23 protein-coding genes are annotated in these 23,167 nt (G+C 66.2%); 14 read left to right on the top strand and 9 right to left on the bottom strand.

Features of this window, described 5'->3' with window-relative positions; translation table 11 throughout:
* Positions 1–92 precede the first annotated feature (92 nt).
* Together N440_RS10430 and N440_RS10435 are read right to left on the bottom strand one after the other, a co-directional pair.
* Positions 93–1,772 carry a type IV secretory system conjugative DNA transfer family protein gene (locus N440_RS10430; RefSeq protein ID WP_133935018.1) on the bottom strand — a complete coding sequence of 560 codons (1,680 nt, stop codon included), beginning with the start codon at positions 1,770–1,772 and terminating at the stop codon, positions 93–95.
* A 36-nt stretch (positions 1,773–1,808) separates the two neighbouring features.
* Entirely contained in the window at positions 1,809–2,066 is a 258-nt protein-coding gene (locus N440_RS10435) for a hypothetical protein (protein WP_049458778.1), read from the bottom strand.
* A 235-nt stretch (positions 2,067–2,301) separates the two neighbouring features.
* Between N440_RS10435 and N440_RS10440 the strand changes: the two genes are divergently transcribed.
* A complete protein-coding gene (locus tag N440_RS10440; RefSeq protein WP_133935019.1) occupies positions 2,302–3,513 on the top strand; it encodes an MFS transporter in 1,212 nt (403 codons plus the stop codon).
* 16 nt (positions 3,514–3,529) lie between these two features.
* Here N440_RS10440 and N440_RS10445 read toward each other — a convergent pair whose 3' ends face one another.
* Positions 3,530–4,009, bottom strand: coding sequence for a MerR family transcriptional regulator (locus tag N440_RS10445; RefSeq protein WP_133935020.1), 480 nt, complete (start codon positions 4,007–4,009; stop codon positions 3,530–3,532).
* A gap of 89 nt (positions 4,010–4,098) precedes the next feature.
* On the opposite strand from N440_RS10445, the gene N440_RS10450 reads away from it, so the two are divergent.
* The 4 genes from N440_RS10450 to N440_RS10465 all read left to right on the top strand — a co-directional run bounded on the left by N440_RS10450 (position 4,099) and on the right by N440_RS10465 (position 7,350).
* Positions 4,099–5,337, top strand: a complete 1,239-nt coding sequence (locus tag N440_RS10450) for an NADH:flavin oxidoreductase/NADH oxidase family protein (RefSeq protein ID WP_133935021.1) — start codon at positions 4,099–4,101, stop codon at positions 5,335–5,337.
* Between the two features lie 92 nt (positions 5,338–5,429).
* Entirely contained in the window at positions 5,430–5,906 is a 477-nt protein-coding gene (locus N440_RS10455) for a hypothetical protein (RefSeq protein ID WP_133935022.1), read from the top strand.
* Positions 5,907–6,708: 802 nt separating this feature from the next.
* Positions 6,709–6,978 carry a hypothetical protein gene (locus N440_RS10460; RefSeq protein ID WP_133935023.1) on the top strand — a complete coding sequence of 90 codons (270 nt, stop codon included), beginning with the start codon at positions 6,709–6,711 and terminating at the stop codon, positions 6,976–6,978.
* A gap of 126 nt (positions 6,979–7,104) precedes the next feature.
* A complete protein-coding gene (locus tag N440_RS10465) occupies positions 7,105–7,350 on the top strand; it encodes a hypothetical protein (RefSeq protein ID WP_133935024.1) in 246 nt (81 codons plus the stop codon).
* Positions 7,351–7,395: 45 nt separating this feature from the next.
* On the opposite strand, the gene N440_RS10470 is transcribed toward N440_RS10465, so the two are convergent.
* Positions 7,396–8,928: an FAD-dependent monooxygenase gene (locus N440_RS10470; protein ID WP_133935025.1), complete on the bottom strand. Its 1,533-nt coding sequence runs from the start codon at positions 8,926–8,928 to the stop codon at positions 7,396–7,398.
* A gap of 83 nt (positions 8,929–9,011) precedes the next feature.
* On the opposite strand from N440_RS10470, the gene N440_RS10475 reads away from it, so the two are divergent.
* Both N440_RS10475 and N440_RS10480 read left to right on the top strand, forming a co-directional pair.
* A complete protein-coding gene (locus tag N440_RS10475) occupies positions 9,012–9,656 on the top strand; it encodes a TetR/AcrR family transcriptional regulator (protein WP_133935026.1) in 645 nt (214 codons plus the stop codon).
* Positions 9,657–9,731: 75 nt separating this feature from the next.
* Positions 9,732–11,873, top strand: coding sequence for a TonB-dependent receptor (locus N440_RS10480; protein ID WP_133935027.1), 2,142 nt, complete (start codon positions 9,732–9,734; stop codon positions 11,871–11,873).
* A gap of 54 nt (positions 11,874–11,927) precedes the next feature.
* Here the strand turns inward: N440_RS10480 and N440_RS10485 are convergent, their stop codons facing one another.
* Positions 11,928–12,209 carry a hypothetical protein gene (locus N440_RS10485; RefSeq protein WP_053450161.1) on the bottom strand — a complete coding sequence of 94 codons (282 nt, stop codon included), beginning with the start codon at positions 12,207–12,209 and terminating at the stop codon, positions 11,928–11,930.
* 194 nt (positions 12,210–12,403) lie between these two features.
* On the opposite strand from N440_RS10485, the gene N440_RS10490 reads away from it, so the two are divergent.
* The 7 genes from N440_RS10490 to N440_RS10520 all read left to right on the top strand — a co-directional run bounded on the left by N440_RS10490 (position 12,404) and on the right by N440_RS10520 (position 19,339).
* Positions 12,404–13,078, top strand: coding sequence for a response regulator transcription factor (locus tag N440_RS10490; protein WP_133935028.1), 675 nt, complete (start codon positions 12,404–12,406; stop codon positions 13,076–13,078).
* On the top strand, positions 13,078–14,427 hold the full coding sequence (locus N440_RS10495) for a HAMP domain-containing sensor histidine kinase (protein WP_133935029.1): 1,350 nt from the start codon (positions 13,078–13,080) through the stop codon (positions 14,425–14,427). The genes N440_RS10490 and N440_RS10495 overlap by 1 nt, the downstream gene beginning before the upstream one ends.
* Positions 14,428–14,740: 313 nt before the next feature.
* Positions 14,741–15,169, top strand: coding sequence for a hypothetical protein (locus tag N440_RS10500; protein WP_243831335.1), 429 nt, complete (start codon positions 14,741–14,743; stop codon positions 15,167–15,169).
* 126 nt (positions 15,170–15,295) lie between these two features.
* Positions 15,296–16,486, top strand: coding sequence for an efflux RND transporter periplasmic adaptor subunit (locus tag N440_RS10505; protein WP_133935030.1), 1,191 nt, complete (start codon positions 15,296–15,298; stop codon positions 16,484–16,486).
* A complete protein-coding gene (locus N440_RS10510; RefSeq protein WP_133935031.1) occupies positions 16,483–18,453 on the top strand; it encodes a MacB family efflux pump subunit in 1,971 nt (656 codons plus the stop codon). Before N440_RS10505 ends, N440_RS10510 begins: the two co-directional genes overlap by 4 nt.
* A gap of 91 nt (positions 18,454–18,544) precedes the next feature.
* The gene (locus N440_RS10515) at positions 18,545–18,931 is read left to right on the top strand and encodes a hypothetical protein (RefSeq protein WP_049458669.1); all 387 of its coding nucleotides are present in this window, start codon (positions 18,545–18,547) and stop codon (positions 18,929–18,931) included.
* A gap of 30 nt (positions 18,932–18,961) precedes the next feature.
* Complete coding sequence (locus N440_RS10520) at positions 18,962–19,339, top strand: EF-hand domain-containing protein (protein WP_133935032.1); 378 nt, start codon at positions 18,962–18,964, stop codon at positions 19,337–19,339.
* A 155-nt stretch (positions 19,340–19,494) separates the two neighbouring features.
* On the opposite strand, the gene N440_RS10525 is transcribed toward N440_RS10520, so the two are convergent.
* The 4 genes from N440_RS10525 to N440_RS10540 form a co-directional block, all read right to left on the bottom strand.
* Entirely contained in the window at positions 19,495–19,950 is a 456-nt protein-coding gene (locus N440_RS10525; RefSeq protein ID WP_133935033.1) for a hypothetical protein, read from the bottom strand.
* Positions 19,951–20,045: 95 nt separating this feature from the next.
* Positions 20,046–21,371: an XVIPCD domain-containing protein gene (locus N440_RS10530; RefSeq protein WP_133935034.1), complete on the bottom strand. Its 1,326-nt coding sequence runs from the start codon at positions 21,369–21,371 to the stop codon at positions 20,046–20,048.
* A 31-nt stretch (positions 21,372–21,402) separates the two neighbouring features.
* Entirely contained in the window at positions 21,403–22,266 is an 864-nt protein-coding gene (locus N440_RS10535) for a hypothetical protein (protein ID WP_133935035.1), read from the bottom strand.
* Positions 22,267–22,342: 76 nt separating this feature from the next.
* A complete protein-coding gene (locus N440_RS10540; protein WP_133935036.1) occupies positions 22,343–22,750 on the bottom strand; it encodes a hypothetical protein in 408 nt (135 codons plus the stop codon).
* Between the last annotated feature and the right edge of the window lie 417 nt (positions 22,751–23,167).

The following is a 23,167-nucleotide window of genomic DNA, read 5'->3' on the forward strand; positions in this document are numbered from 1 at the left end:
GAAATTCCATCGAAACGTGCTGTTTTTTTGACGGAGCTCACCAATTCACGTCAATGAATGTGAACGCAATTCACATCTTTACATTTGTGAATTCAGACTTTCAGCATCGGGATGTCGACCTTCGGCAGCAGTCGCGAAGTGAAGTAGCGATCCTTGTAATAGCGGATCTTGTCGCATTTGACCGGATGCGGTATGCCCTCGTAGAGGAACACTTCCTGGTCGGGGCCCATCGCCTTCAGCTCCTGCGGAAGCATCAGCGCGCGCCGTTCTTCGGTGAAATTGTGGGTCTTCTCACGGGCGTGGGTGACATTCTTCCTTCGCACCGTGGTGTAGCCCAGCATGTCCGAGTAGTCGTTGGCGTCCTGCTGCTCGCGCGGCGCGTACAGGATCTGCAGCGCGTGGTTGGTGATGATCGTGCGTGAGACTTCACGGCCATAGGTCGCATCCAGCTGGGACATGCTCTGGATGATCGGCAGCAGTCGGATGTTGTAGCCGGCCATGTAGGACACCGCCGAGGCGATGATCTCGACCTTGCCGATCGAGGTGAATTCATCCATCAGCAGCAGGCACTGGTACTTCAGGTCCGGGTTGGACTTGGGCAGTTCCTTGGTATTGAGGTTGATCAACTGGCTGAAGAACAGGTTGATGATCAGCCGGCTCTCGGCCAGCTTGTTCGGCTGGATGCCGATGTAGATGGTCATCTTCTTCCTGCGAACGTCGGTCAACAGGAAATCATTGCTGCTGGTGGCCTTGTCCAGCACCGGATTGATCCAGGGGTTGAGCGGCTCCTTGAAGGTGCCCAGGATCGAGGCGAAGGTCTCATCGGCCTGGGACAGCATGTTGGCGAACGCCGAACGCGCGTTGGCGCTGAGGAACGGCCGCTCCGACAAGGCCTTGAGGTACTTCTTGAGTTCGGTGCCGTCACCCGATGACAACCGGTAGACAGCGCCGAGCGTGGGCGTCCCCGAGCCCCCCGGGAAGCCGCTGCTGCGCTCGTCATCCCAGTTCTCGAACAGATACAGGGTGAAGGCCATGAACGCGTTGCGGGCCTGGCTGACCCAGAATTTCTGGTCTTCGGCCCCGTCCGGATACAGCATCGCGGCGATGCTCATCAGGTCCGATACCCGGAACGCCGGGTCATCGGAGACGTAGCTGAGCGGGTTCCAGCGGTGCGTACGGCGGTCCTCGGCGAAGGGATTGAACAGGTAGATCTCCTGCCCCTGGCTGGCGCGCCAGCCGCTGGTCAGGTCGAAGTTTTCCTGCTTGATGTCCAGCACCACCAGCGATTCGTCGTACTCCAGCAGGTTGGGGATGACTACGCCCACGCCCTTGCCCGAACGGGTCGGCGCGGCCAGGATCACGAACTGCTGGCCATCCAGCCGCACCAGCTTGCCGCCGTGGCTGCCGACCACGATGCTCTGCCCGGTCTTCTTGAACATGCCGTGCCTGGACAGATCCGCCGCGGTGGCAAAGCGTGCGTCGCCGTGCAGCGAGCGCCTGTCCTTCTTCAACAGCAGCACCAGGCCGGTCACCAGCAGTATCAGCAACGGCACGCCGAAGCCCAGGTAGCCGGCCCAGGTGATCTTGCCCACGAAGGGTGCGACCTGTGGCTGGCCGATGGCGTGGTAGTACTGGTAATACGTGTTCCAGGTGAACAGCTTGGTATCCAGGCCCAGCAACAGCAGGGTCAGGTAGCCGGACAACACGAAACCAAGCAGCAGGGTCGCCAGCGTGATGATGGCGATGAGCGAATACTTCTTACTGGGCAACACCCGGATCCTCCATGATGCGCACAAGGGCGCGACGGCCTAGCGGCGGCGCCAGCGTGACGCCTTCTTCCGCAGGTGGTTTTCGTTCTCCAGCCCGGGCTCTTCGCCCTCTTCACGCACCCGTTGCAGCAGCAGCTGGCGCGCTTCGGCCAGTGATACAAGGTCGGTCAGACGATCCCCATCGTCAGCGACGACCGCATGGCCGACCACATCGCCCGGAGCGTACACCGGCGCGTAGGTCACCGCTACCAGCTGATAACGACCGCGTATCTCAAGCACATGCCTGTATTCCTGCATCGACATCCTCCCTGTTCCCGCTCTCCACGCCCCCTGCGCTGCGCATCATGCCGGTTGCCATGTCGTCGTCACATGCAGGGACGCCGCCCCTTGTGCGGCACAACTGCTGCAACGGCGTGCTGACGACCGCTGTGGCGCAATCCCATCGATCGAACACTGATTTACCCCCAGCGTGGCTGCTCCTGCTGCGGTGCAGCAGTACAATGCCCGGCTTCCCGCCCTATCGCGCCCCCGCATGAGCCCCAACTCTTCCCTGGCTGCGCGGCTGACGCCCCGTCAGCGCACCCTGATCATTCTCGCCCTGTCTCTGGGCGGCTTCGCCATCGGCACCAGCGAGTTCGCCAGCATGGGCCTGATGCTGGAGATCAGCCGGGGCCTGTCGATTTCTGAAACCCAGGTCGGTCATCTGATCAGCGCCTACGCCATCGGTGTGGTGGTCGGTGCGCCGATCCTGGCGTTCGTCGGCGCCAGTTTCCCGCGTCGCAAGCTGCTGCTGGCGCTGATGGGCTTCTATGCCGTCGGCAACCTGGCCAGCGCGCTGGCGCCGAACTACGCCACGATGCTGCTGGCGCGCTTCGTCGCCGGCCTGCCGCACGGCGCCTACTTCGGCGTGGCGATGCTGGTGGCTGCGGCGATCAGCCCCGCCGGCCAGCGCGGCCAGGCGATGTCGCGCGTGCTGCTGGGCCTGTCGATCGCGATCCTGGTCGGCAATCCGCTGACCACCTGGCTGGGCCAGCAGCTGAGCTGGCGCACCGCCTTCGCCCTGGTCAGCCTGCTGGCCATCGCCACCGTGGTGATGATCGCGCGCTTCCTGCTGCCTGATCCGGACGAGGTGCGTACTTCGCCGATGCGCGAACTGCGCGCCTTCAACACCACCCAGGTGTGGTTGGCGCTGGCGATCGGTGCGGTCGGTTTCGCCGGTATGTTCTGTGTGTTCACCTACCTGGCACCGACCCTGGTGCAGGTCACCGGCGTGGCCGAATCGTGGATGCCGCTGGCGGTGGGCGTGTTCGGCATCGGCGCGATCATCGGCAACATCGCCGGTGGCTGGCTGGTGGACAAGTTCCACTTCAAGGCCGCCGCCGTGGTGCTGCTGTGGTCGATCGTGATGCTGCTGTTGTATCCGCTGGCGGCGCAGTCGGTATGGACGATCGGTCCAATGATCATCACTGTCGGCACCATGGGCGCGCTGGCGGCGGTGCTGCAGACCCGCCTGATGGACGTGGCCGGCGAAGCACAGACGCTTGCCGCCGCCTCCAACCATGCCGCGTTCAACACCGCCAATGCGCTGGGCCCGTGGCTGGGCGGCATGGCGATCAGCGCCGGCTTCAGCCCGGCCAGCACCGGCTACGTTGGCGCCGCCACCGCCCTCGGCGGCCTGCTGCTGTGGGGTGTGGCGGTGATGCTGGACAAAAAGCGCAGGCACGCCGTGGCCGGCAACCACTGAGCATCGCGCCGGGTCGTCAGTCGCTGCCGGTGCGGCGGCGGCGCCCCGGTCGCAGCAACGCACCATCGCCGGCTGCCAGCGTGGGCCGTGCCAGTTCGCCACGCTGTACGCGGTCCAGTACCCGCCGTGAATTGGCCGCGCAATCAATGCCCTCCGGCCGCGCCTGGATATCCTCGATCAATTCCAGCAGGTGCGCCCGGCTCTGCGCCAGGCGCAGTTGCAGCGCCTCGATATCGGCCACCTTCCGCCGCAGCATCGTGATAAGCGCATCGTGCTGCCACTGGCCCATGTCCGGCGGCAGCAGCGCGCGGATCTCTTCCAGGCTGAAGCCTGCGCGCTGCGCGCCGATGATCAGCTCCAGCAGCAGCACCGCCTGCTCCGGGTAATCGCGGTAGCCGTTGGCCTGGCGCTGCACCACCAACAGCCCGGCATCCTCGTAGAAGCGGATACGCGACGCGGCCAGGCCCGTGCGCCGCGCCAGCTCACCGATCTTCATGGGCCTGAATCCTCGACATCGGAACCGGTTGACCTTCAACCAAACTTGAAGGTTAGCGTAGCGCCATTCCCCTGTCCCGGAGCTGTCCGATGTTCCTGTTCTCGCCGCTGGCCCTGCCCTCGGGCGCCGTCATCCACAACCGCATCGCCAAGGCCGCGATGGAGGAAAACATGGCCGACGCCGACCACGCGCCCTCGGGCGCGCTGCTGGAGTTGTACCAGCGCTGGGCCGACGGCGGTGCCGGGCTGATCATCACCGGCAATGTGATGGTCGATGGCCGCGCCATGACCGGACCAGGCGGTGTGGTGCTGGAAGACGATCGCCACCTTGATCGCTTCATCGCCTGGGCGGACACGGCCCGCGCGCGCGGCGTGCAGATGTGGATGCAGATCAACCATCCCGGGCGGCAGATGCCGGCCGCGCTCGGCCAACCGGCGCTCGCGCCTTCAGCGGTGCCGCTGCAGATGGGGGCGTTGTCCAGCCAGTTCGCACCGCCGCGGGCGATGACCGAGGCCGACATCGAAGAGGTGATCGCCCGCTTCATCCGCAGTGCCGAGCTGTCCGAGCGTGCTGGCTTCAGCGGGGTGGAGATCCACGCCGCACACGGCTATCTGCTCAGCCAGTTCCTGTCGCCGCTCTCCAACCACCGCGATGATCGCTGGGGTGGCAGCCTGCAGAACCGCGCGCGCCTGTTGCTTGAGATCGTGCAAGGGGTGCGCGCTGCGGTGTCGCCCACGTTCGCGGTGGCGGTGAAGCTCAATTCCGCCGACTTCCAGCGTGGCGGCTTCTCGCCGGAGGACGCGCGCGCCGTGGTGGAGATGCTGGCCCCGCTGGGTGTGGATCTGGTCGAACTGTCCGGCGGCAGCTACGAAGCACCAGCCATGACCGGCGCCGCGCGCGATGAACGCAGCCTCGCACGCGAAGCCTATTTCCTCGAGTTCGCACGCGAGATCGCCACAGTGGCGACGATGCCGCTGATGGTCACCGGCGGTATCCGTCGCCACGCGGTGGCCCAGCAGGTGCTGGACAGTGGTGTTGCGATGGTGGGCATCGCCACCGCGCTGGCGATCGAACCGGACCTGCCCAAACACTGGCAGCAGGGGCACGACGCGGTGCCGATGCTGCGCATCATTGGGTGGCGCAACAAGCCGCTGGCGGCCAGCGCACACATGGCGGCTGTGAAGTACCAGCTGGGCCGGCTGAGCCGGCGCCGCCCCACCGCGCCCGGTGTCTCACCGCTGTGGGCGCTGCTGCTGGCACAGGCGGCGGGCAGCTGCCGGACCCGTCGCTACAGGCGCTGGATCGCTGCGCGTGCAGGCAGCCGCTGAACAGGCAGGCTTCTCATCGTGGCAGCGATGCTCCACCATCTGCATGATCAGCGGCAGTCCGCTCCCTATCGCAGCAGGCACAAGGAACCCACGTGGCAGCAGGACCGACCGGCAACCGCGAAAAACTGCTCGATGACCTGCTCTCGCTCGGCCGCAACTGGGCACTGGCGATTGCCATCGCCGGTGCCGGGGCGGCGGTCCATTACAGCGAATCGGTGTACGAGGCCGGGCTCTGGCGCGGGCTGCTGCCGACGCTGTGCTTCCTGGTCGCCCTCATCTGGATCGTGCTCAGCATCATCCGCTTCGACCTGACCCTCCAGCAGCACTTCGAGCGCAAGCGCACGCGCTGGCTCAGCCGCCTGCTGTACGTCGTGTTGCTGGGCACCGGCATCACGGCGGTGTTCTTCGTCACCGAGCTCGCGGCCAACAACCACATCGCGCGGATGTGCGATTCGGTCGCCAACGAACCGGCAAGCCGCATCTACCGGTCGAGCGAATGCCAGCGCCTGTACCAGCATCGCGCCGCGTACCGGAAACGACTGGAATCGGTCGAGGGTGAGTTCGACTGAGCACCTGGGCCGGCCCGCCGTGTCGGCCGGGCGCGTTGCGATCCGGCTGAAGCTGGCCGACGTATAGGAAATTGGTGAATTCCAGCGTCAGGCAGTTGCCCGTCCGTGCGAAGTCACCGATAGTCCCCTGCGATTGAACTCGCCACCTGACGCAGCGCCGCTGCACGCAGAGGGAACTGCATGGACCGCATCACCATAACGGAAGGCTTGAGCCTTCTGCCTCGGAACAGCGCCCGGATCACAGCATGCCTTGTACTGGCGCTCATCATCCCGCTGCTGCTGCCTGTGGCACCAGCGCAGGCGGCCGGGCGTGATATTCGTTATGTGGACACGGCCAGTGCCCTGGTTCGCCTGCAACCGGAAGGCACGGTCAGTGAATCAGTCAGCCGCGGCACGGCCGTCATCGTCAACCGGATCGAGCGAGGATGGGCGAACATCGACACGGACCGCCATTCAGGGCATTGGGTTTCTGCAAGCCTGCTATGCCGTGGCGCAGGTTGCTGGCAGCGCCCTCCTCCCTCCGTCAGCGAAATGCACAGGGCGCCATCACCAGCCGGAGCGCGCTTTGCCCCTGCCAGAGCGGTGCCCCGGCCGTCATCATCCGGTTCGTCCAGTTGCCCTTGCTCGGCACGCTACAACTGCACAGGCCCGCGTGGCGGGCAGTACTGCATCACCTCAGGGGGCAACAAGCGTTACCGATGAGCCGGCGCAGGGACACTGCATCTCAATGAACACACTGCGTGGATATGGTTTCCGACAGAGTGCAGGCAACGCCCTGCTGTCGCCCCGCACCGGAATCACGATGCAACACCCTTCCGCCCCTGCCCGTCACGATGCCATTGCCCTGCAGGCAGGGATTCTCGGCAGTGTGCTGGGCGTTGCGGCGTTCAAGGCTGTTGCGCTGTCGGCGCTGGCGAGTGGATCACTGATGGTGATCGGGGTGTGGATGCTGGCCTGCGCGCTGCTGGGCGCCTGGGCCCTGGCCGCCTACCTGGCGTGCCTGGCGCTGAGCCGCCGTGTGTTCGTGCTGATGCTGGCCCTGTGCGTGGTGCTGATGGCCTGCATCGCCTGATCGGGCCGGGCGCCGGACTATCGCGCGATTGTTACAGAATAACAAGTGCGATCAGTCCGATTGCCTGTGCCCGGGGTCACGGATTGCAATGGCAGGGCCACTCCGGCACCACCCCGAGACTTCCGCATGAACCTGCCGCCCCTGCTGCGCACCTCACTCACCGTCCTTGCATTGGTCCCGCTGGGTGGTTGTGCCACCTACGACGACAGTGCGATGCATCCGGCCTGCCAGGAATCGCCGCATCTGAAGGATCTGCCGCGCGACGTGGCCGCCCGTGAGAGCCGCTGCAACAAGGGCATGGAAGTGTGGTCGAGCGAGCGCAAGGGCAGCGACAAACCGCTGGACCTGAGCGGCAAGAAAAAGGATCTGTAAGCGCAGCCGGCGCAGCCCGGATCGGCTGCGCCGCCATCGTGCAGGTCAGCGGACGGCCGCCGTCCCGAACCAGAACTGCAGCGCGTGAGCCAATCCGGTCGCGTCGCCGCCCGCATCGCAGGCCCAGGCGACGATGCCATCGGGGCGCACCAGAACCGCGCCCAGGCCCGTCGCCTCATCCGGCACCGATCCCGTGCAGACAGGGAGCGGCGGTCCATCGCCGGTGATGTCGCACGAGAGCGAATCAACATCGAACACGAGCAGCGCCCCCTGCCCGGCCCTCAGCAGCTCGCCGGTGCGACGGCCATCGGCCAGCACGAAGTCCGGCACGCTGCGGCCGACCAGCGGGTGCCCATCGTCCAGCGCCAGCTGCTGCGATATGCCCCAGACCCGCTCGGCCAGATAGGTCGCACCATCGCGGGTGTCGGCCAGATCGGCAATGACGGCCGCCAGCGCACGCGAACCGGCGCCCGGTCGCATCAGCGCAACCTGCGCACGCGACCAGTCCAGTACCTTCGCGCCGATCGGATGCCGCTCGGCCTGATAGCTGTCCAGCAGGGCCTCGCCGGCATCGCCACGGACCACGGCCGCCAGCTTCCAGCCCAGGTTCATTGCATCGCCGATGCCCAGGTTCAGCCCCTGCCCACCCAACGGTGAATGCATGTGTGCGGCATCACCGGCCAGCAGCACGCGACCGTTGCGGTACGCGCTGGCCTGGCGCGCTGCATCGGTCCAGGTGGTGGCCAGATGCAGCGCGGTGATCGTTGCATTACGACCGGACACGCGCCGCAGCAGCGCTTGCGCCGACGGCAGGTCAAGCGGCGTGCGATGGCCAGCGCCGCCGTCGAAATCAGCCAGTGCCAGCACACCGGGGGGATTGAAATTGCACATGCCGTGCGCGGTGTACTGGCGGCCCGGCGTGAGCATCGAAGGATCTTCCAGTTCGACAAGCAGGGAATGGCCAGTGAACTCCGGATCGGTTCCTTCGAAGCTGAAACCCGATTGCTTGCGCACGGTGCTGCGGGCGCCATCGCAGCCGACCAGCCAGCGGCCGTGGACGGTGCCGTGTGCGGTCGTCTGTACAGCAACCTGATCCTCCTCCACCTGCATCTCCTGTACCGCACAGCCGCGATCGATGTGCACGCCCAGCCCGGCTGCGCGCTCGGTCAACACGGCTTCCAGCGCCTGCAGCTCGATCGCCATCTGCGTGCCGACCGGCGTAGGCAGCCGCCAGTTCCAGCGCCCGCTGTCCACGTTGTCCAGTGCGAACGGAATGCCCGCGAAGTGGCCGCCCAACGGCCGGGGCTGCGCCAGCCAGTGCGCCGTGCCGGGCGGAGGCACGCCCTTGTCTGGCTTCAGCACCCGGGTCGCAGCAACCGCATCCAGCAGGCCGCGCCGGTCCAACGCCTCCAGGGTGGGGGCGTTCAAGCCGCGCAGCCCAAAAGGCAGGCGCTTCAAGGGGGATTCGGCGGACTCGGCTTGTTCCAGCACCCGCACCGAACAGCCCGCCTGGGCCAGTTCGCAGGACAGGAACAGGCCGACCGGGCCCGCACCGGCGATGACGACGTCGTACAGCATTGGGATTTCCTGGTGAGCACCGGGCCGGCGCTCTGGCGATCATAATGTTACACTCGGTGTACGTTTCTACAAGTGAACCTCCGATGACCCCATCCCCGGGCCGCCGCGAGCAGCGCAAGGCCGAGACCCGACAAGCGATCTCAGACGTCGCAACCGAGCTGATCATCCGGCGCGGCTTCGAGGCGGTGTCGATGTCCGAGATCGCCGAGGCCGCCGGAGTTTCGCGCAAGACGGTCTTCAACTACTTCGCCAGCAAGGAAGACCTGGTCTTCGACCGCGACGAGGAGGCGCGCGCTTTGCTGCGCGAGGGCATGCTGGCCCGCAACGACATGGCCCCGCTGGGCGCCTTCCAGTCACTGGTACGGCAACTGCTGGACAGCGGCCATCCGCTGCTGCGGATCAACGCCGGCGCAGCGGCGTTCTGGGCGACCGTAGCCGACAGTCCCGTGCTTGTCGCGCACGCGCGCAGGCTGCAGGCGCAACTGACAAACGACCTCGCGCAGCTGATGGCCGATGCTGCCGGCCGACCCGTCGACGATGCCGAGGCGAGGCTGGGCGCGGGCATGCTGATGGCGTCAATGGTGGTGGCCTACGAGAAGGGCCTGGCCGGCCAGCGGCATGGTGAAGACCCGCGCGAGGCCATGTTGCAGCTGATCGTGCGTGGCGCCACCGGGGTGCTGGTGGCCCTGGCAGGCACCCCGTATACAGACCCGGCCCTGCGTCCATAGCGCATTCGGGGGATAGGTCACGAAGTATTGCAAATGCTAATCTTTCTCATTTGCAGCCACCCCCACCTCGCCCCCATGCCCCTTTCCGCTCCTCTGCCGCGCGCCCTGTGCCTTGCGCTGGGCCTTTCCCTGACCTCCCTCGCACTGGCCGCCGAGACCCCGGCAGACGCCCCCAGGGACCTGGACAAGGTCGAAGTCCGCGGCCGTGCGCAGACCCTCTACCGCGCCACCGATGCGGCCGTTGGTACTCGTACCGACACCCCGCTGGAGCTGGTCCCGCAGTCGATCCAGGTGATCCCGCGCGAGCTGATCGACGACCAGGCCGCGCGCCAGGTGACCGACCTGTACCGCAGCATCAGCGGCATCAGCTTCTTCAGCTATGCCGGCGTGACCCTGCGCGGTTTCCGCCAGGAGAACGTGCTGTACGACGGCCTGCGTGGCGATCCCTATGCAGGTTTCTCGGTACCGCAGCTGTTCAACATCGAGCGCGTGGAGGTATTGAAGGGCCCTGCCGGTGCGCTGTACGGTGGCGGCGATGCCGGCGGCGTCATCAACTATGTGACGCGCAAGCCGAAGGCTCGTGCCGAGCGCCGCATCGAGCTGCAGGTGGGCGACAAGGATTTCCGTGCGGGCTCGATCGAAGGCACCGGGCCGTTGAATGCCACCGGCAGCGTTCGCTATCGCGCAGGCCTGTATGCCGACAGCGAACAGGGCGTGCGCTGGAACGCCGACAGCGAAAGCGTGATCGGCGATGCGTCGCTGGCCTTCGATGTCGGCCAGACCGGCGAACTGGTGCTGCAGTTCACCGACATCACCCAGAACCTGGGCGGCAACCGCCTGCGCGGTGTGCCGGTGAACGATGCCGGGACCTTCCTGACCGACCGCCGCTGGAACCACAACGAGGCCAGCGACTTCCTCGACATGCACGCCAAGGTGGCATTGGCGCAGTACCGCTTCGCACCACGCGACACCCTTGATGTGGACGTTGCCGCACGCTGGTTCAGCAACAACGAACACCAGATGTACCACGAGCCGATGGGGCTGATCGACCGTGACCGCGATGGCGTGGCCGAGTGGATGACGCGCCAGCTGCGCAACCAGATCCGCGACAACGAGGCGTTCACCGCCAGCGCGAATGCGGTCTGGCGGATCAACACCGGGCTCATCGAACACAAGGTGTTGTTCGGCGCCGATGTGTACCAGCTCGACGCCGACTTCACCGCGCAGACCGCCAACAGCGCCGACCTGGCACGCGGCGCCGGCCCGGTGCGCGGCATCGATCTGTTCAACCCGGTCTATGGCGCCAGCACCTGGCATGACTACAACCTGGCCGCCCTGCCCTGGCGCAGCACCTCCACGCGCAGCAAGCGCTACGGCGGCTATCTGCAGGATGAGCTGGCGCTGGGCCCGCGCTGGCACGTGCTGGCCGGGCTGCGCTGGGATGGCTTCAAGGATGAGGACCGCCTGGGTGGCAGCGGCGTGGAAGGCAACGACCTCAGCTGGCGGCTGGGCAGCACCTTCAGCGTGCGCGAGGGGCTGAACGTATACGCCAACGTGGCCAGTGGCTTCGTGCCGCAGAGCGCGGCCAACCAGAACCCGGCCGCGGGCGGCCCGTTCGATGCCGAGCGCAGCAGGCAGTGGGAGGTCGGCCTGAAATCCCTGCTGGCCGACCGCGTGACCTTGAACATGGCGGCCTACCGCATCGACCGCAGCAACATCGTACAGGCCACCGGCGAGGTGATCGGCGGGGTGAACCAGCTGGCCGCACTGGGCCTGGTGCGCAGCACCGGCATGGAACTGGACCTGCTGGCCGACATCACCGAGCGCTGGGTGCTGAATCTGACCTATGCCTACAACGACGCGCGGGTGAAGGATGCCGGTCCAGGCGGCATCACCAATGCCTCGGGCGACCGCTTCGCCAACGCACCACGCAACAAAGTGGGCCTGTGGACGCGCTATGACCTGCCCTCGATCAACTCAGCGATTGGCTTCGGCGTGGATCATGTAGGAGAACGCGTCAGCCTCGACGGGCAGACGGTGAAGGCCTACACCGTGTTCGATGTGAGCTGGAAGACCACGTGGAAGCAGTGGCAGTTCCAGGCCAACGTCAAGAACCTGTTCGACAAGGTGTACGCCGCCAGCGGCTTCATCGAACGCAACGGGCACTTCCCGGGTGAACCGCGGCGGGTGTATGTGCAGGCGGCCTACACCTTCTGAGGCCATGCTGCAGGGAGCAGCGGGGGAAGTGGCGACCCACTTCCCCTGCCAGCGTCAGTGCGAGCAGGACACCAGCATCGAGCGGGTGGCCATCTGGGTGGAGGTGAAGCCGTTCCTGTTGCCCACCGCGATGGCATTTCCTTCATCGCCATCCTTGCTGAAGACCACATAGCCTCCCGGGCACATCTGCCCGGCCTTCTCGTAGCAACCACTCCAGGAACTGGAGCCGCTGCAGTCGATGGACACGCCACGGCGGCCATCGGGGGTGACGGTCATCCTGGCGGTGGTACAGCCGCCCAGCGCGGCAACGAACAACAGCGGAACGTACAACTTCATGGGCACTCCAGGGTTGGGGATCAGCAGACGGGCGCCAAGGCTGGAGTGCCCGGATTGCGCCAACCTTGCGCCAGAGGGCCTCACCGCTGCGGGGTTCGCCCTGCGTTGGCACGCCATGTTCACGCAATGTTCCTGTAATACGGTGCCGGCGCCTGCCGAAGTCCCCTGCGCCCCTTCCCGCCCGATTCCCGCCGATGCACATCCTGCTGATCGAAGACGAAGCCGAACTGGCTGCCACCCTGAAGTCCGCCCTGCAGCGCGAGCGCTACGTGGTGGACCTGGCCAACACGCTGGCACTGGCCCGCGAAGCGGCGCTTTCCGGGTCGCACGATCTGGTGCTGCTGGACCGCACCCTGCCCGATGGTGACGGGCTGGGCCTGATTCAGGTCCTGCGCGGGCACAACCCCGGGGTACCGATCATCGTGCTCAGCGCGCTGGGACAGCTGCCGGACCGCATCACCGGCCTGGACGAGGGAGCCGACGACTACCTGGCCAAGCCCTTCGCGCTGGAGGAACTGTTCGCGCGGATCCGGGCAGCCGGGCGCCGGCCGGGCGGCATGCAGGTAGAGCCGGTGAGCATCGGCCGGCTGCTGTTCGACCCCGCCTCGGGCGAGGCCACGGTGGGTGGACAGCGACTGGAGCTTCCGCGCCGCGAGATCCGGGTGCTGGCCGCCCTCGCCCGCCGCCTCGGCCGCACCGTGCTGCGCGAGTCCATTGAAATGGCGGTATATGGCTTCGACGACGGCATCCATTCCAACACGCTCGACTCGCACGTCTCGCGCCTGCGGCGCAAGCTGGCCGACGCCGATGCCGGGGTGGAAATCCATGCCATCCGTGGTGTCGGCTATCTGATGCGGGAAACGAAGTAATGGCGCGACGCCCCTCCCTGAAGCGCCCGCTGATCGTCAAAACGCTGATTTACCAGCTGCTTGCGTTGCTGGTGGCGTTCTTTGCGTTGCTGATGGTGCTGGTGCGTGCCGACAGCGGCGGCTACTACGCCATCCAGACCTTCGCCCCTGTGGCCGCAGAGGCCGTTCACCGCGACAGCACGGGCGAACTGTATGTGGAGCACACGCCTGAGCTGTCCGAGCTGCTGAAGATCGTCCCCGGTGCGTGGTTCATCGCCGAGGATGAACATGGCCACCATGTGACCTTCGGCCATGTTCCACCCGCCTATGCCTCGCTGGTCGGCGCCCTGGACGGCATTCCCTATGGCGACCTGCGCGGACGCGACCGCAGCGATGGTCTGGCGGTGGCGATACGCCAGCACAGCGGCCCGGCCGGCAAGCTGACCATCATGGCCCATGGCGAAACCGATTCGCTGACCTGGCAGATGGCGCTGGCCGCACACATCATCACCCTGCCGATCTTCCTGCTGCTGGGCCTGGCAACCCTCATCCTGACCCCGATCATCGTCCGTCGCGCCCTGGCTGGTGTGGAACGCATCGCGCAGGAGGCCCGCAACATTTCCGCCAGCCGCCGCGGCATCCGCCTGACCGAGACCGCCGTACCGGTAGAGATCGCCCCCTTGGTGGCAGCGGTGAACGAAGCGCTGGACCGCCTGGACGAAGGGCACGAACGGCAGCGCCGCTTCATCGCCGCCGCCGCGCATGAACTGCGTACGCCGATCGCGATCCTGCGGGTCAAGATCGATGCGGCCGACGACGCCACGTCGCACAGCCTGGCCGTGGAAGTCGCGCGGCTGGCGACGCTGGCCGAGCAGCTGCTGGACCTGCACCGCATGGAGGAAGATGGGCCGAAAGACTCGCTCAACCTGGCCCGCGTGGCCAAGCGGGTCGTGGCCGATCTGGCGCCGCTGTTGATCCAGTCCGACAAGACGGTCGCCGTCGCGGTGGAACCGAACTTCCCGGTACTGGGCGAGGCCGGTGCGGTGGAGCGCGTGCTTTCCAATCTGGTGTTGAATGCCGCCGAGCATGGCGGGCGCCACATCATCGTGCGCGTGCAGGGCAGCTGCCTGGAAGTGGAGGACGACGGCCCCGGCATTCCGCTCGACCAGCGCGAACGCGTGTTCGAGCCCTTCCAGCGCCTGCGCCCCCGGCAGACCGGTGCCGGGCTGGGGTTGAATCTGGTACGGCAGGTGATCGACCGGCATGGCGGCCGCGTCACGATTCTGGATGCTCCCGGCGGCGGCGCATTGATTCGTGTCGAGTTCCCGCTGCATCCTGGCGTCAGCAGCGTGCAACCACCGGAGCGCTGAGCGCACCCCGCCTGTGGGTCTGACTGCCCGCTGTCCACGCGTGGCGACCGGGGGCGATGCGCAAGGTTGCGGCAATGTTCGCCGCACAGCATCTGCAGGCGCGGCATTGCTCATGATGCCGCGTCCGGGTCTGACAGGAAGCCTGCATGTGACACAGGGAGCGCATCCCCCTTCGTCTTCCACGCGTACTCCGCCCCCCGGTTGTGCGTCCAGTCTGACTGCGGCAGCGTGGAATCACCGCACGCGAACGTGGCGCAGGCGTGGAGGGAAGCACTGGCCGCACTGGCTGCGGACGCCCGCCGAACCGGAGCGGGTGGACGCCCTGATACGCCTGGCCGGCGCACTGTTCCTGCTGTTGCCGGGCATGGCACTGGTGGCTGCAACATTCCGCCAAGCGCTGGGAACAGCCGCCGCCATCGTGCTGTTCGTCACCTTGCATGCGGGGCTGCATATGCTGGCGGTGTGGCGCGAGGCAGCATGGCGACCCATTCCTTCGATGCTGCGCGCGCTGCACGCGCATGCAGCCGGCATGATGCTGGCCGTCACGTTGCCGGTCATCGTCCTCGGTGCCACAGGCCCGAGACCGCTCAGCACGTCAGCCTGGCTGCTGGCCGGCGCGATGTGCCAGCTCTGCAGCCTGCGCCGCGTGTCGCAACGCCTGCGCCACGTCCTGCTGGCGCTCGGCAGCGTGCTGCAGTTCATCGCGGTCACCCTGCTCGCACTCGGCACGGTGCACGGATAGGCCAGCACCACCGCAAGGTTCACGCAATCCAGCGCATCGAGACTCGACGACCATCCACGCCCGCCGGCGTGCATCCCATCTGTCGCGAGGACCCACGATGCCCTGTCTTTTCTGGATGCTGAGCCGATGAGCGCCGTACCGCGCAACCGTCGCCGCATGCTCATCGCTGCCGCCGCACTGCTCTGCATCGCGCTGCTCCTGTTCGCCTGGCTGCGGCCCGCACCGCCGCCGCACCTGGAGGTAGCGCCGGTCACCCGTGGCAACATCGAACAGGTGGTGGAAGCCACCGGCACGCTGAAGCCCTCGCGGCTGGTGAGCGTGGGCGCGCAGGTCTCCGGACGCATCGAAACCCTGCATGTGAAGCTGGGCGACAAGGTAAAGGCCGGTGACCTCATCGCCGAGATCGACTCGCGCACCCAGCGCAATGCGCTGCAGAGCGCGCAGGCCGCCCAGCGCAGCGCCCGCGCGAACCGTGATGCCCTCGCCACCGATCTGCGCCAGTACCAGCTGACCCTGCAACGCCAGCAGGCGCTGGTATCAAGGCAACTGGTCGCGCGCGCAGACTACGATGCGGCCAAGGCCAAGGTCGATGCCACGCGCGAGCAGATCGCCGCACTCGATGGCGAGGTGGTGCAGCGGCAGACCGATGTGGATGTGGCGCAGACGAACCTGGGCTACACCCGCATCACCGCGCCCACCGATGGCACCGTGCTGGCCGTGGTCGCGCGCCAGGGCCAGACCGTCAATGCGGTACAGAGCGCACCGACCATCGTGATGCTCGGCAACCAGGACGTGATGACTGTCTACGCCGAGATCTCCGAGGCCGACGTGGTGCACACCGCATTGGGACAGGAGGCGTTCTTCACCATCCTGGGCGACAGCGGCCGACGCTACAGCAGCACGCTGCGCGACATCGCGCCGGCACCGGAGTCGATCACCAACGAAGACACCTCCGCCTTCGCTCAAGCAGGGGCTTCGGCGGGCGCCAGCCGCACCGCCATGTACTACAACGGCCAGTTCGACGTGGACAACGCCGATGGCCGCCTGCGCAGCTACATGACCGCGCAGGTGCGCATCGTGCTGGGGCGTGCCAAGGGCGTGCTGACCATTCCCTCGGCCGCGCTGGGTGCGCGCGCCACCGATGGCAGCTACAACGTGCAGGTACGCGGCGCGGACGGCCACCCTGCCCCGCGGCGCATCACCACCGGGCTGGACGACCAGATCAACGTGGAAGTGCGCAGTGGCCTGCAGGAAGGCGAGCAGGTGGTACTGGCCCAGGCCGGCGATGCCGCCGCCACAGCCGCCGCACAGCCATGACCGGCGCAGAGAAGGACGCACCGCTGCTGCGCGTGCGCGGCATCCGCCGCGAATTCGCCGCCGGCGAACAGACCCTGGTCGTGCTCGATGGCATCGACCTCGATATCCGCGCCGGTGAACTGGTGGCCATCGTCGGCCAGTCCGGCTCGGGCAAATCCACCCTGATGAACATCCTGGGCTGCCTGGACCGGCCCTCGGCCGGCGCGTATCAGATTGCCGGTCGCGAGACCGCGCAGATGTCGCCGGACGAACTGGCCGAGCTGCGCCGCGAGCACTTCGGCTTCATCTTCCAGCGTTACCACCTGCTGACCGACCTGACTGCGCTGGGCAACGTGGAAGTGCCGGCCATCTATGCCGGCCAACCCAGCGCCGATCGCCATGCACGTGCGCAGGCGCTGTTGCAGCGGCTGGGCCTGGGCGAACGCATGCAGCACCTGCCCGGCGAGCTGTCCGGCGGGCAGCAGCAGCGCGTGTCGATCGCGCGCGCACTGATGAACGGCGGCGCGGTGATCTTCGCCGATGAGCCCACCGGCGCACTGGACACCCAGTCCGGCAAGGAGGTGATGAAGATCCTCGGCGAACTGCATGCCGAAGGCCACACCGTGGTGCTGGTCACCCATGACATGGCCGTGGCCGAGCATGCGCAGCGCATCATCGAGATCCGCGACGGGCGCATCGTCGATGATCGGCCTACCGCTGCCGCGACAGCGGCGGCCTCGAGCAACCCAGCCACCCTGCAGGTGCGCAGCGAAGGCAGCGGCTGGCAGGCGCTGCGCGACCGCTTCGGTGAAGCCTTCCGCATGGCCCTGCGCGCGATGAACGCGCACCGCATGCGCACCTTCCTGACCATGCTCGGCATCATCATCGGCATCGCCTCGGTGGTATCGGTGGTCGCCCTGGGCACCGGCGCACGCCAGGCCATCCTGTCCAACATCGCCTCGCTGGGTACCACCACCATCGAGGTCTACCCGGGCTCCGGCTTCGGCGATGTGCACGCGGCACAGGTGGAAACCCTGACGCCCGGCGACAGCACGGCACTGGCCGGGCAGCCGTTCGTGGACAGCGCCACGCCCGGCGTCGCCAGCAGTGGCACTGCCCAGCGCGGCAACCGCTCGGCCAACGTGCAGATGCAGGGCGTGAGCGAACAGTACTTCCGCGTGCACGGCCTGAAGCTCGGGCAAGGCCGCTTCTTTGGCCAGCCCGCCATCGCCGGCTACCAGCAGGTGGTAGTGATCGACGCCAATACACGGGCACGGTTCTTCGCCGCACAGGAAGACCCGATCGGCCAGACCCTGCTGCTCGGCAACGTACCGGTGCGGGTGGTGGGCGTGGTGAAGAAGGAAGCCGGCGCCGTGGGCGATGCCTCGCTGCTGCAGGTCTGGGTACCCTACACCACCGCCATGGCGCGCATGCTGGGGCAAAGCCATGTGTCCAGCATCACCGTGCGCGTGTCCGACACCGTGGGCATGCAGGCGGCGGAGTCCTCCATCGGCCGGCTGCTGGAGCGCCGGCACGGGCGGCGTGACTTCTACATGAGCAACAACGCGCAGATCCGCACGTCGATCGAGCAGACCACACGCATCCTCACGCTGATGATCAGCTCCATCGCCGCCATCGCGCTGGTGGTAGGCGGCATCGGGGTGATGAACATCATGCTGGTGTCGGTGACCGAGCGTACCCGCGAGATCGGCGTGCGCATGGCGGTGGGCGCGCGTCGCAGCGACATCCTGCAGCAGTTCCTGATCGAGTCGGTACTGGTCTGCCTGCTCGGTGGCGTGCTGGGTATCAGCGTGGCGCTGGCGCTGGGGGCCGTGTTGGCACTGGCTGATATCGGCTTCTCGCTGGTGTTCTCGAGCACCTCGATCCTGGCCGCGTTTGCCTGCAGCAGCCTGATCGGCATTGGCTTCGGCTTCCTGCCGGCACGCCGCGCGGCGCAGCTGGACCCGGTGGAGGCGCTGGTGCGCTGAACAACGCTCATTCCACAAGAACGACTACAGGTTCGCGCAATGTCCGCGCGCTGTACTGGCACCACCGACACAGCCGCACAGGAGCGGAACGATGTTTCAGAAGACAGGACGTACAGCGTTGCTGCTGGGCGCCGCACTGCAGCTGCTGGTGCTGCTGCCTTACGCGGGTGACGCCCATGCACAGGACCGTGATGGCTACCGCTCCGGCTGGGACCGGGGCTACCAGGACCGCCAGCGCGACGAATGGGAGCGCCGCGAACGCGAACGTGAACGCGAGCGGCGTGATGACGACAAGGCCAAGCGGGTGGTGGTGGGCGTCGTCGGCGCGGCAGTGGTGGCCGGCGTAATCGCTGCCGCGGCCAAGCGCGAGCGCGAGACCCGCGAACGTGCCGACTACTGCATGAACCGTTACGGCAACTACGACCGCCGCAGCGACACCTACCGTGGCTCGGATGGCTACAGCTATCCCTGCCGCTGACCTGCCCTGCATTCCGAAGGAACCGACCGCATGAACAAGACGCTACTCATCATTACCCTGTGCGCCGCACCGCTGATCGGCCACGCCGCCAGCGGCGACCCGAAGCAGGCCTATATCGACTCCAGCTTCGCCGTCATGGACAGCAACGGCGATGGCCGCATCGACAAGGCCGAGTATGCGAAATACCAGCAGGCTCGCTTCAGCAAGCAGGCCGACTCCATCGACGCCGCGTTCAAGGAAATGGATGCCGACAAAGATGGAAAGATCAGCAGGAAGGAAGCCGCTGTGGTGCCGGAAATCGAGAAGTATTTCGCGGGGCTGGATACTGATGGCGATGGTTATCTGTCGCTGAAGGAAATGCAGCAGGCCATGGTGGCCGCGCAGACGGCAGACGCCCCGGCGAAGTAGTGCTCCGGTACGGGCTCAGCGCCTGATCGTGCGGCATTGCCGGATGCCAGGTCGCATCGCTATGGTAGGTGCCCACCTTGGTGGGCACGGCTCCGTCACCACGCGCGAACGCCAGAGCGCCCACCCACGTGTGAATCCAGCGGGCCGCGCGGCAGTCAGCGCACCTTGTACAGCACCGCTGCACCCGGCCGCGGCTCGAATGCTGGAACGGTCTGCTGGGTAAGCGCGGTGCCCTTGGCATCCCACACCAATGTCTCCACCGGATACTCATCCTTGCGGGTCATCTGGTCGATCTTCGCCACGACCACCGTCGCAGCGGCCGGCACTTCCGGATTCCAGCCGAACACGCCCACCCTCCCGTAGAACACGGCCGGCGCGGCGGCATCCAGCCGGCGGTCCGGGCACATCACCAGCCCGCGGTCGAGCATGACGCGCAGTGCACCGACTGGCACCTTCTTCACTGTCGGCGTGGTGCGCTCGCTGCTGTGGCCGGGGCAGACATTGGCCGCGCGGGTGACCATGTCCTCGGCTACCTGGCGGTCGGATTGGGCAAAGGCCGCGGCCGGAATCAGGCAGAGGCCGAGCAGTGCACGCGTGGACGTCCGGGTCATTGCAGGTTCCTGTGATGGATGCCAAGCGAACTTAGCAACGCCGGCGCACAGAGTTGCAAAGACCGCGTGAGGCAGAGCTGCGGCAGGCCCGGAACCTAGCCCATGCGCATGGCCGGGGTGTCGCGTGCCCGCACATCGATTTCCTGCTGATGGCGCTGCGCATGTGCCTGTTCACGATCCGCACCGACGGCCTGCAGCGCCTGCAGCGACTGCTCGACCGGTGTCTGCACCGCCCTGTCCGTAGGCATGGAGGCCCGCAGATGCGCCGGATCATTCAACTCGCCCTGCACCACGAACACATTGCGGCCGGCCGGGTGATCGGCGGTCTGGGCGCTCAGCAGCACATGGTCGGCACGTTCGAGCTGGTTGTGGCGCGCCAATGCCATGACGCTCGCCACGAGGCGCTCGCTGTTCTCATCGTGGGTACGTCCTGCGCTGGCATCGATCGCGGCCACGCCTTCGCGCACCTGCTGCATCAATGCGTACTCACGATGGCCGGGACGAATGTCGGCCAGACGGGTCGGTGCCTGTGCGGGATCCGGCAGGGCATCCACCGCTGCGGTAAGCGGGCTGCGGGTAATGGTCCGGTACGGGTCGTCCGGGTGGAACTGGGTACGCTTCTCCTGCCGCTCCAGACGAACCTCGCGGGCGTCGTTGAGTTCGGCGATACGGGCGGGATCAGTGACCCCGCGCAGCGACATGTGACCGCCACCTGCACTGACACTGGCCCACTTCCTGTCCGCTTCGAAGTACATCGCGTAATAGCTGTTTCCACCGATGACGTTCGGATCGACCGCCGAGCGGCCCTCCAGTGCCTGGGTGGCTTCCAGCACGCTCAACCGGTTCAGATACTGCCCGCCCTTCGCCCATCCCATCTGGCTGATGGCATCGACGCTGGTGTTGCCTACGCGCGGGCCCCCGGCGTAGTCATTGTTGAGCATGTTGGTCCAGATCTGCTCCAGCTTCGCGGGGCCGCTCTTGTCAGAGGCAGCTTGCAGCAGCACTCGAGGAGTCCAGCAATTGGGATCAAGCTCATGCCGTTCAAATGCCCGGTCGTGAGCCAGCATCACATCCCTGCCGGGAAGATTCAGTGCCAGGTCTGGGCGGCGCTCGTTCATCCACTGCTGCCGCAATTCAAGATCTCTTTCGAGCAGGGTCTGCCCAAAGGACTCCCACTGCCGCTCGGTCAACTGTGCATTCGAGAACCGCGATCCCTCCTCCTGCTGGGTCTTCGCGTAGTTCTGTGCGTAGGTGTTCGCTACACGTCCCGGCAGGCTGTCATTGCGTACAACCCCCAGTGCCAGTGTCCCATAGCCATCGGCTCCCGGCAGCTGCGACAGGTAATTCCAGTAAAGCTCGCGGTTCCCGTCTCTGGCGTAGCTGCCAAGGACTCTGAGATCGCGTTCGGTCAATCCACTCATACCCTGTCCCTTCTCTTCCCTGATTCACCGATCACTGGGACCGGATGCGCGCGATGACATCCCTGACAGCGTCTTCCATACGCTTCCAGTCCTTCAGAAACGCTCTCTTGTAGTCCAGGCTGACGGATAGCTTGTTATCGACGTCCACGAAATAATGAACGCAGCCGGCTGCCACTTCTCCTGGCTCACTGATCACCTCGCTTCCCTCCAGCCGCACGCCGTCGCGTCGGAATTCCTCGCCGTCACATTTGATGAACGAGCTGATCCGGCCGTCGGCCTGGCGTGCGATGTACCAGTCCCTCTCGTAGGCGGGATTGCGGACAGGCGGCTTCCCGTACCGCGCCTCATACTTCTTCGCATACATCACCATCTTCGCTTCGTCGATTGCATAGGGCGTCAGCCCCAAGGTCTCCGGCTGTGCAACGCGTTGATCGAGACGGTCCCTGGGATCCTCCCTTTCCACAGAATCCTCTTCCGTGATGGCTTCATTTGACGACAACCTTGAAAGCAGTGTTTCGACTGGAACGCGATCAACGTAGTTGATACGGACAGCAATCTCCTTGCGGAAATCATTCGTACGCGGATTTGCCCGGGCGCCCGGCGGAGTCGGTTTCATATCCGGCCACTCGATGACCAGCGTCACGCCCTCGCCGGGCCACGGTGCAATCTGGCTGTCCAGATAGTTGGCCGGAATGCGGAAGGTGTTCGGCCCCAGCTTCACGTCCACGGGGGCATCGGTATAGGTGTGACCGTTGATCGTGCGGCCGGTCTGGGTTGCGCCGGACATGGTGGGATTCCTTTCGTGTTCGTTGGACGGTTGCCGTGCACACGCGCCGGCACTCACTACGACGGCAAGTGCGAGCGTCAGGCATCGGCCGGGGGACATCACGTGCATGGGCATTCCATTGCAGGGCTCCGGCACCACTATAGGCAACCGGGCGTCAACGGGACGGGAACCGCATCCCAGCCCTTCACGGAACCAGGCAGCGCTCCACCTGCAGTGACAGCACCTGGCAGGCGTTGAACATGCCTTCGACCAGCGCTGCGGACGGGCAACAGGCGGGATCATCACTCTCCCGCGCCACATGCGCGGCGTGCAGCATGGCGGTCAGCGCGGTGATGCCCGAGGCACTGCGGGTGGCCAGGGCCAGATCGAAGGCGCGGCCGGGGCTGAGACGGGTTTCGGTCCAGGGCTGGCCATCGGCTCGCAGATTCTCACCGTGGCCTTTCAAGTGCGCGAAGAACGCCGACGGCGCGACAGACTCGGCGGATTCGCAGAGCGCCGCCTCAAGCGTTTCGGCCAGGGCGGCGGGAAGATCACGCGCGGCGGCGCCGAGCAGCTGGCGCAGGCGGGGAACGTCGGGAGTACGGTCAGGCATGGCGACAACCTCACGGTGTGGCCACCTGCAGATGCAAGGTGGCGGACGGTGCGGGTTGGCGTGCCGGATACGTACCACTAAAGCCGGCGGATCGAGGGATCCCCACGCACCGTCCGCCATGGACTGGCAGGCGGTGCATTGTCGTGGCTGCAGCGAAGGCTGCAAGCGCGACCGGTAGTGGTACGTAAGTTCGGGACGCCAATCCCGGCCAGGGCGGGTGCCTTGGCGCGGCGATGATTGGCGCACTCCCGCATCGATGAAAAGTAGGAAAACTCCGCGCTGACACCTTCCTACGCTGGTTGCGTCACGGGATGGCGAATCGCCCACCGACTGACGCGCTTCGCCGGCACCTCGTGCATGCCAACGTGTGCGATCCAACGATCACACCGAGCCGAATGCGACACACCGGTTATGGCG

The sequence above is a fragment of the Stenotrophomonas sp. CC22-02 genome (assembly GCF_004365115.1).
Classification (GTDB): Bacteria; Pseudomonadota; Gammaproteobacteria; order Xanthomonadales; family Xanthomonadaceae; genus Stenotrophomonas; species Stenotrophomonas forensis.

Bases quoted from the DNA above. Each gene is read 5' to 3' on its own strand.
- N440_RS10495 (WP_133935029.1), top strand. From the start codon at position 13,078: ATGGCGCGACGCCCCTCCCTGAAGCGCCCGCTGATCGTCAAAACGCTG.
- N440_RS10435 (WP_049458778.1), bottom strand. From the start codon at position 2,066: ATGCAGGAATACAGGCATGTGCTTGAGATACGCGGTCGTTATCAGCTG.
- N440_RS10525 (WP_133935033.1), bottom strand. From the start codon at position 19,950: ATGACCCGGACGTCCACGCGTGCACTGCTCGGCCTCTGCCTGATTCCG.
- N440_RS10505 (WP_133935030.1), top strand. From the start codon at position 15,296: ATGAGCGCCGTACCGCGCAACCGTCGCCGCATGCTCATCGCTGCCGCC.
- N440_RS10530 (WP_133935034.1), bottom strand. From the start codon at position 21,371: ATGAGTGGATTGACCGAACGCGATCTCAGAGTCCTTGGCAGCTACGCC.
- N440_RS10475 (WP_133935026.1), top strand. From the start codon at position 9,012: ATGACCCCATCCCCGGGCCGCCGCGAGCAGCGCAAGGCCGAGACCCGA.
- N440_RS10510 (WP_133935031.1), top strand. From the start codon at position 16,483: ATGACCGGCGCAGAGAAGGACGCACCGCTGCTGCGCGTGCGCGGCATC.
- N440_RS10450 (WP_133935021.1), top strand. From the start codon at position 4,099: ATGTTCCTGTTCTCGCCGCTGGCCCTGCCCTCGGGCGCCGTCATCCAC.
- N440_RS10515 (WP_049458669.1), top strand. From the start codon at position 18,545: ATGTTTCAGAAGACAGGACGTACAGCGTTGCTGCTGGGCGCCGCACTG.
- N440_RS10445 (WP_133935020.1), bottom strand. From the start codon at position 4,009: ATGAAGATCGGTGAGCTGGCGCGGCGCACGGGCCTGGCCGCGTCGCGT.
- N440_RS10460 (WP_133935023.1), top strand. From the start codon at position 6,709: ATGCAACACCCTTCCGCCCCTGCCCGTCACGATGCCATTGCCCTGCAG.
- N440_RS10485 (WP_053450161.1), bottom strand. From the start codon at position 12,209: ATGAAGTTGTACGTTCCGCTGTTGTTCGTTGCCGCGCTGGGCGGCTGT.
- N440_RS10465 (WP_133935024.1), top strand. From the start codon at position 7,105: ATGAACCTGCCGCCCCTGCTGCGCACCTCACTCACCGTCCTTGCATTG.
- N440_RS10440 (WP_133935019.1), top strand. From the start codon at position 2,302: ATGAGCCCCAACTCTTCCCTGGCTGCGCGGCTGACGCCCCGTCAGCGC.
- N440_RS10540 (WP_133935036.1), bottom strand. From the start codon at position 22,750: ATGCCTGACCGTACTCCCGACGTTCCCCGCCTGCGCCAGCTGCTCGGC.
- N440_RS10535 (WP_133935035.1), bottom strand. From the start codon at position 22,266: ATGCACGTGATGTCCCCCGGCCGATGCCTGACGCTCGCACTTGCCGTC.
- N440_RS10470 (WP_133935025.1), bottom strand. From the start codon at position 8,928: ATGCTGTACGACGTCGTCATCGCCGGTGCGGGCCCGGTCGGCCTGTTC.
- N440_RS10520 (WP_133935032.1), top strand. From the start codon at position 18,962: ATGAACAAGACGCTACTCATCATTACCCTGTGCGCCGCACCGCTGATC.
- N440_RS10490 (WP_133935028.1), top strand. From the start codon at position 12,404: ATGCACATCCTGCTGATCGAAGACGAAGCCGAACTGGCTGCCACCCTG.
- N440_RS10480 (WP_133935027.1), top strand. From the start codon at position 9,732: ATGCCCCTTTCCGCTCCTCTGCCGCGCGCCCTGTGCCTTGCGCTGGGC.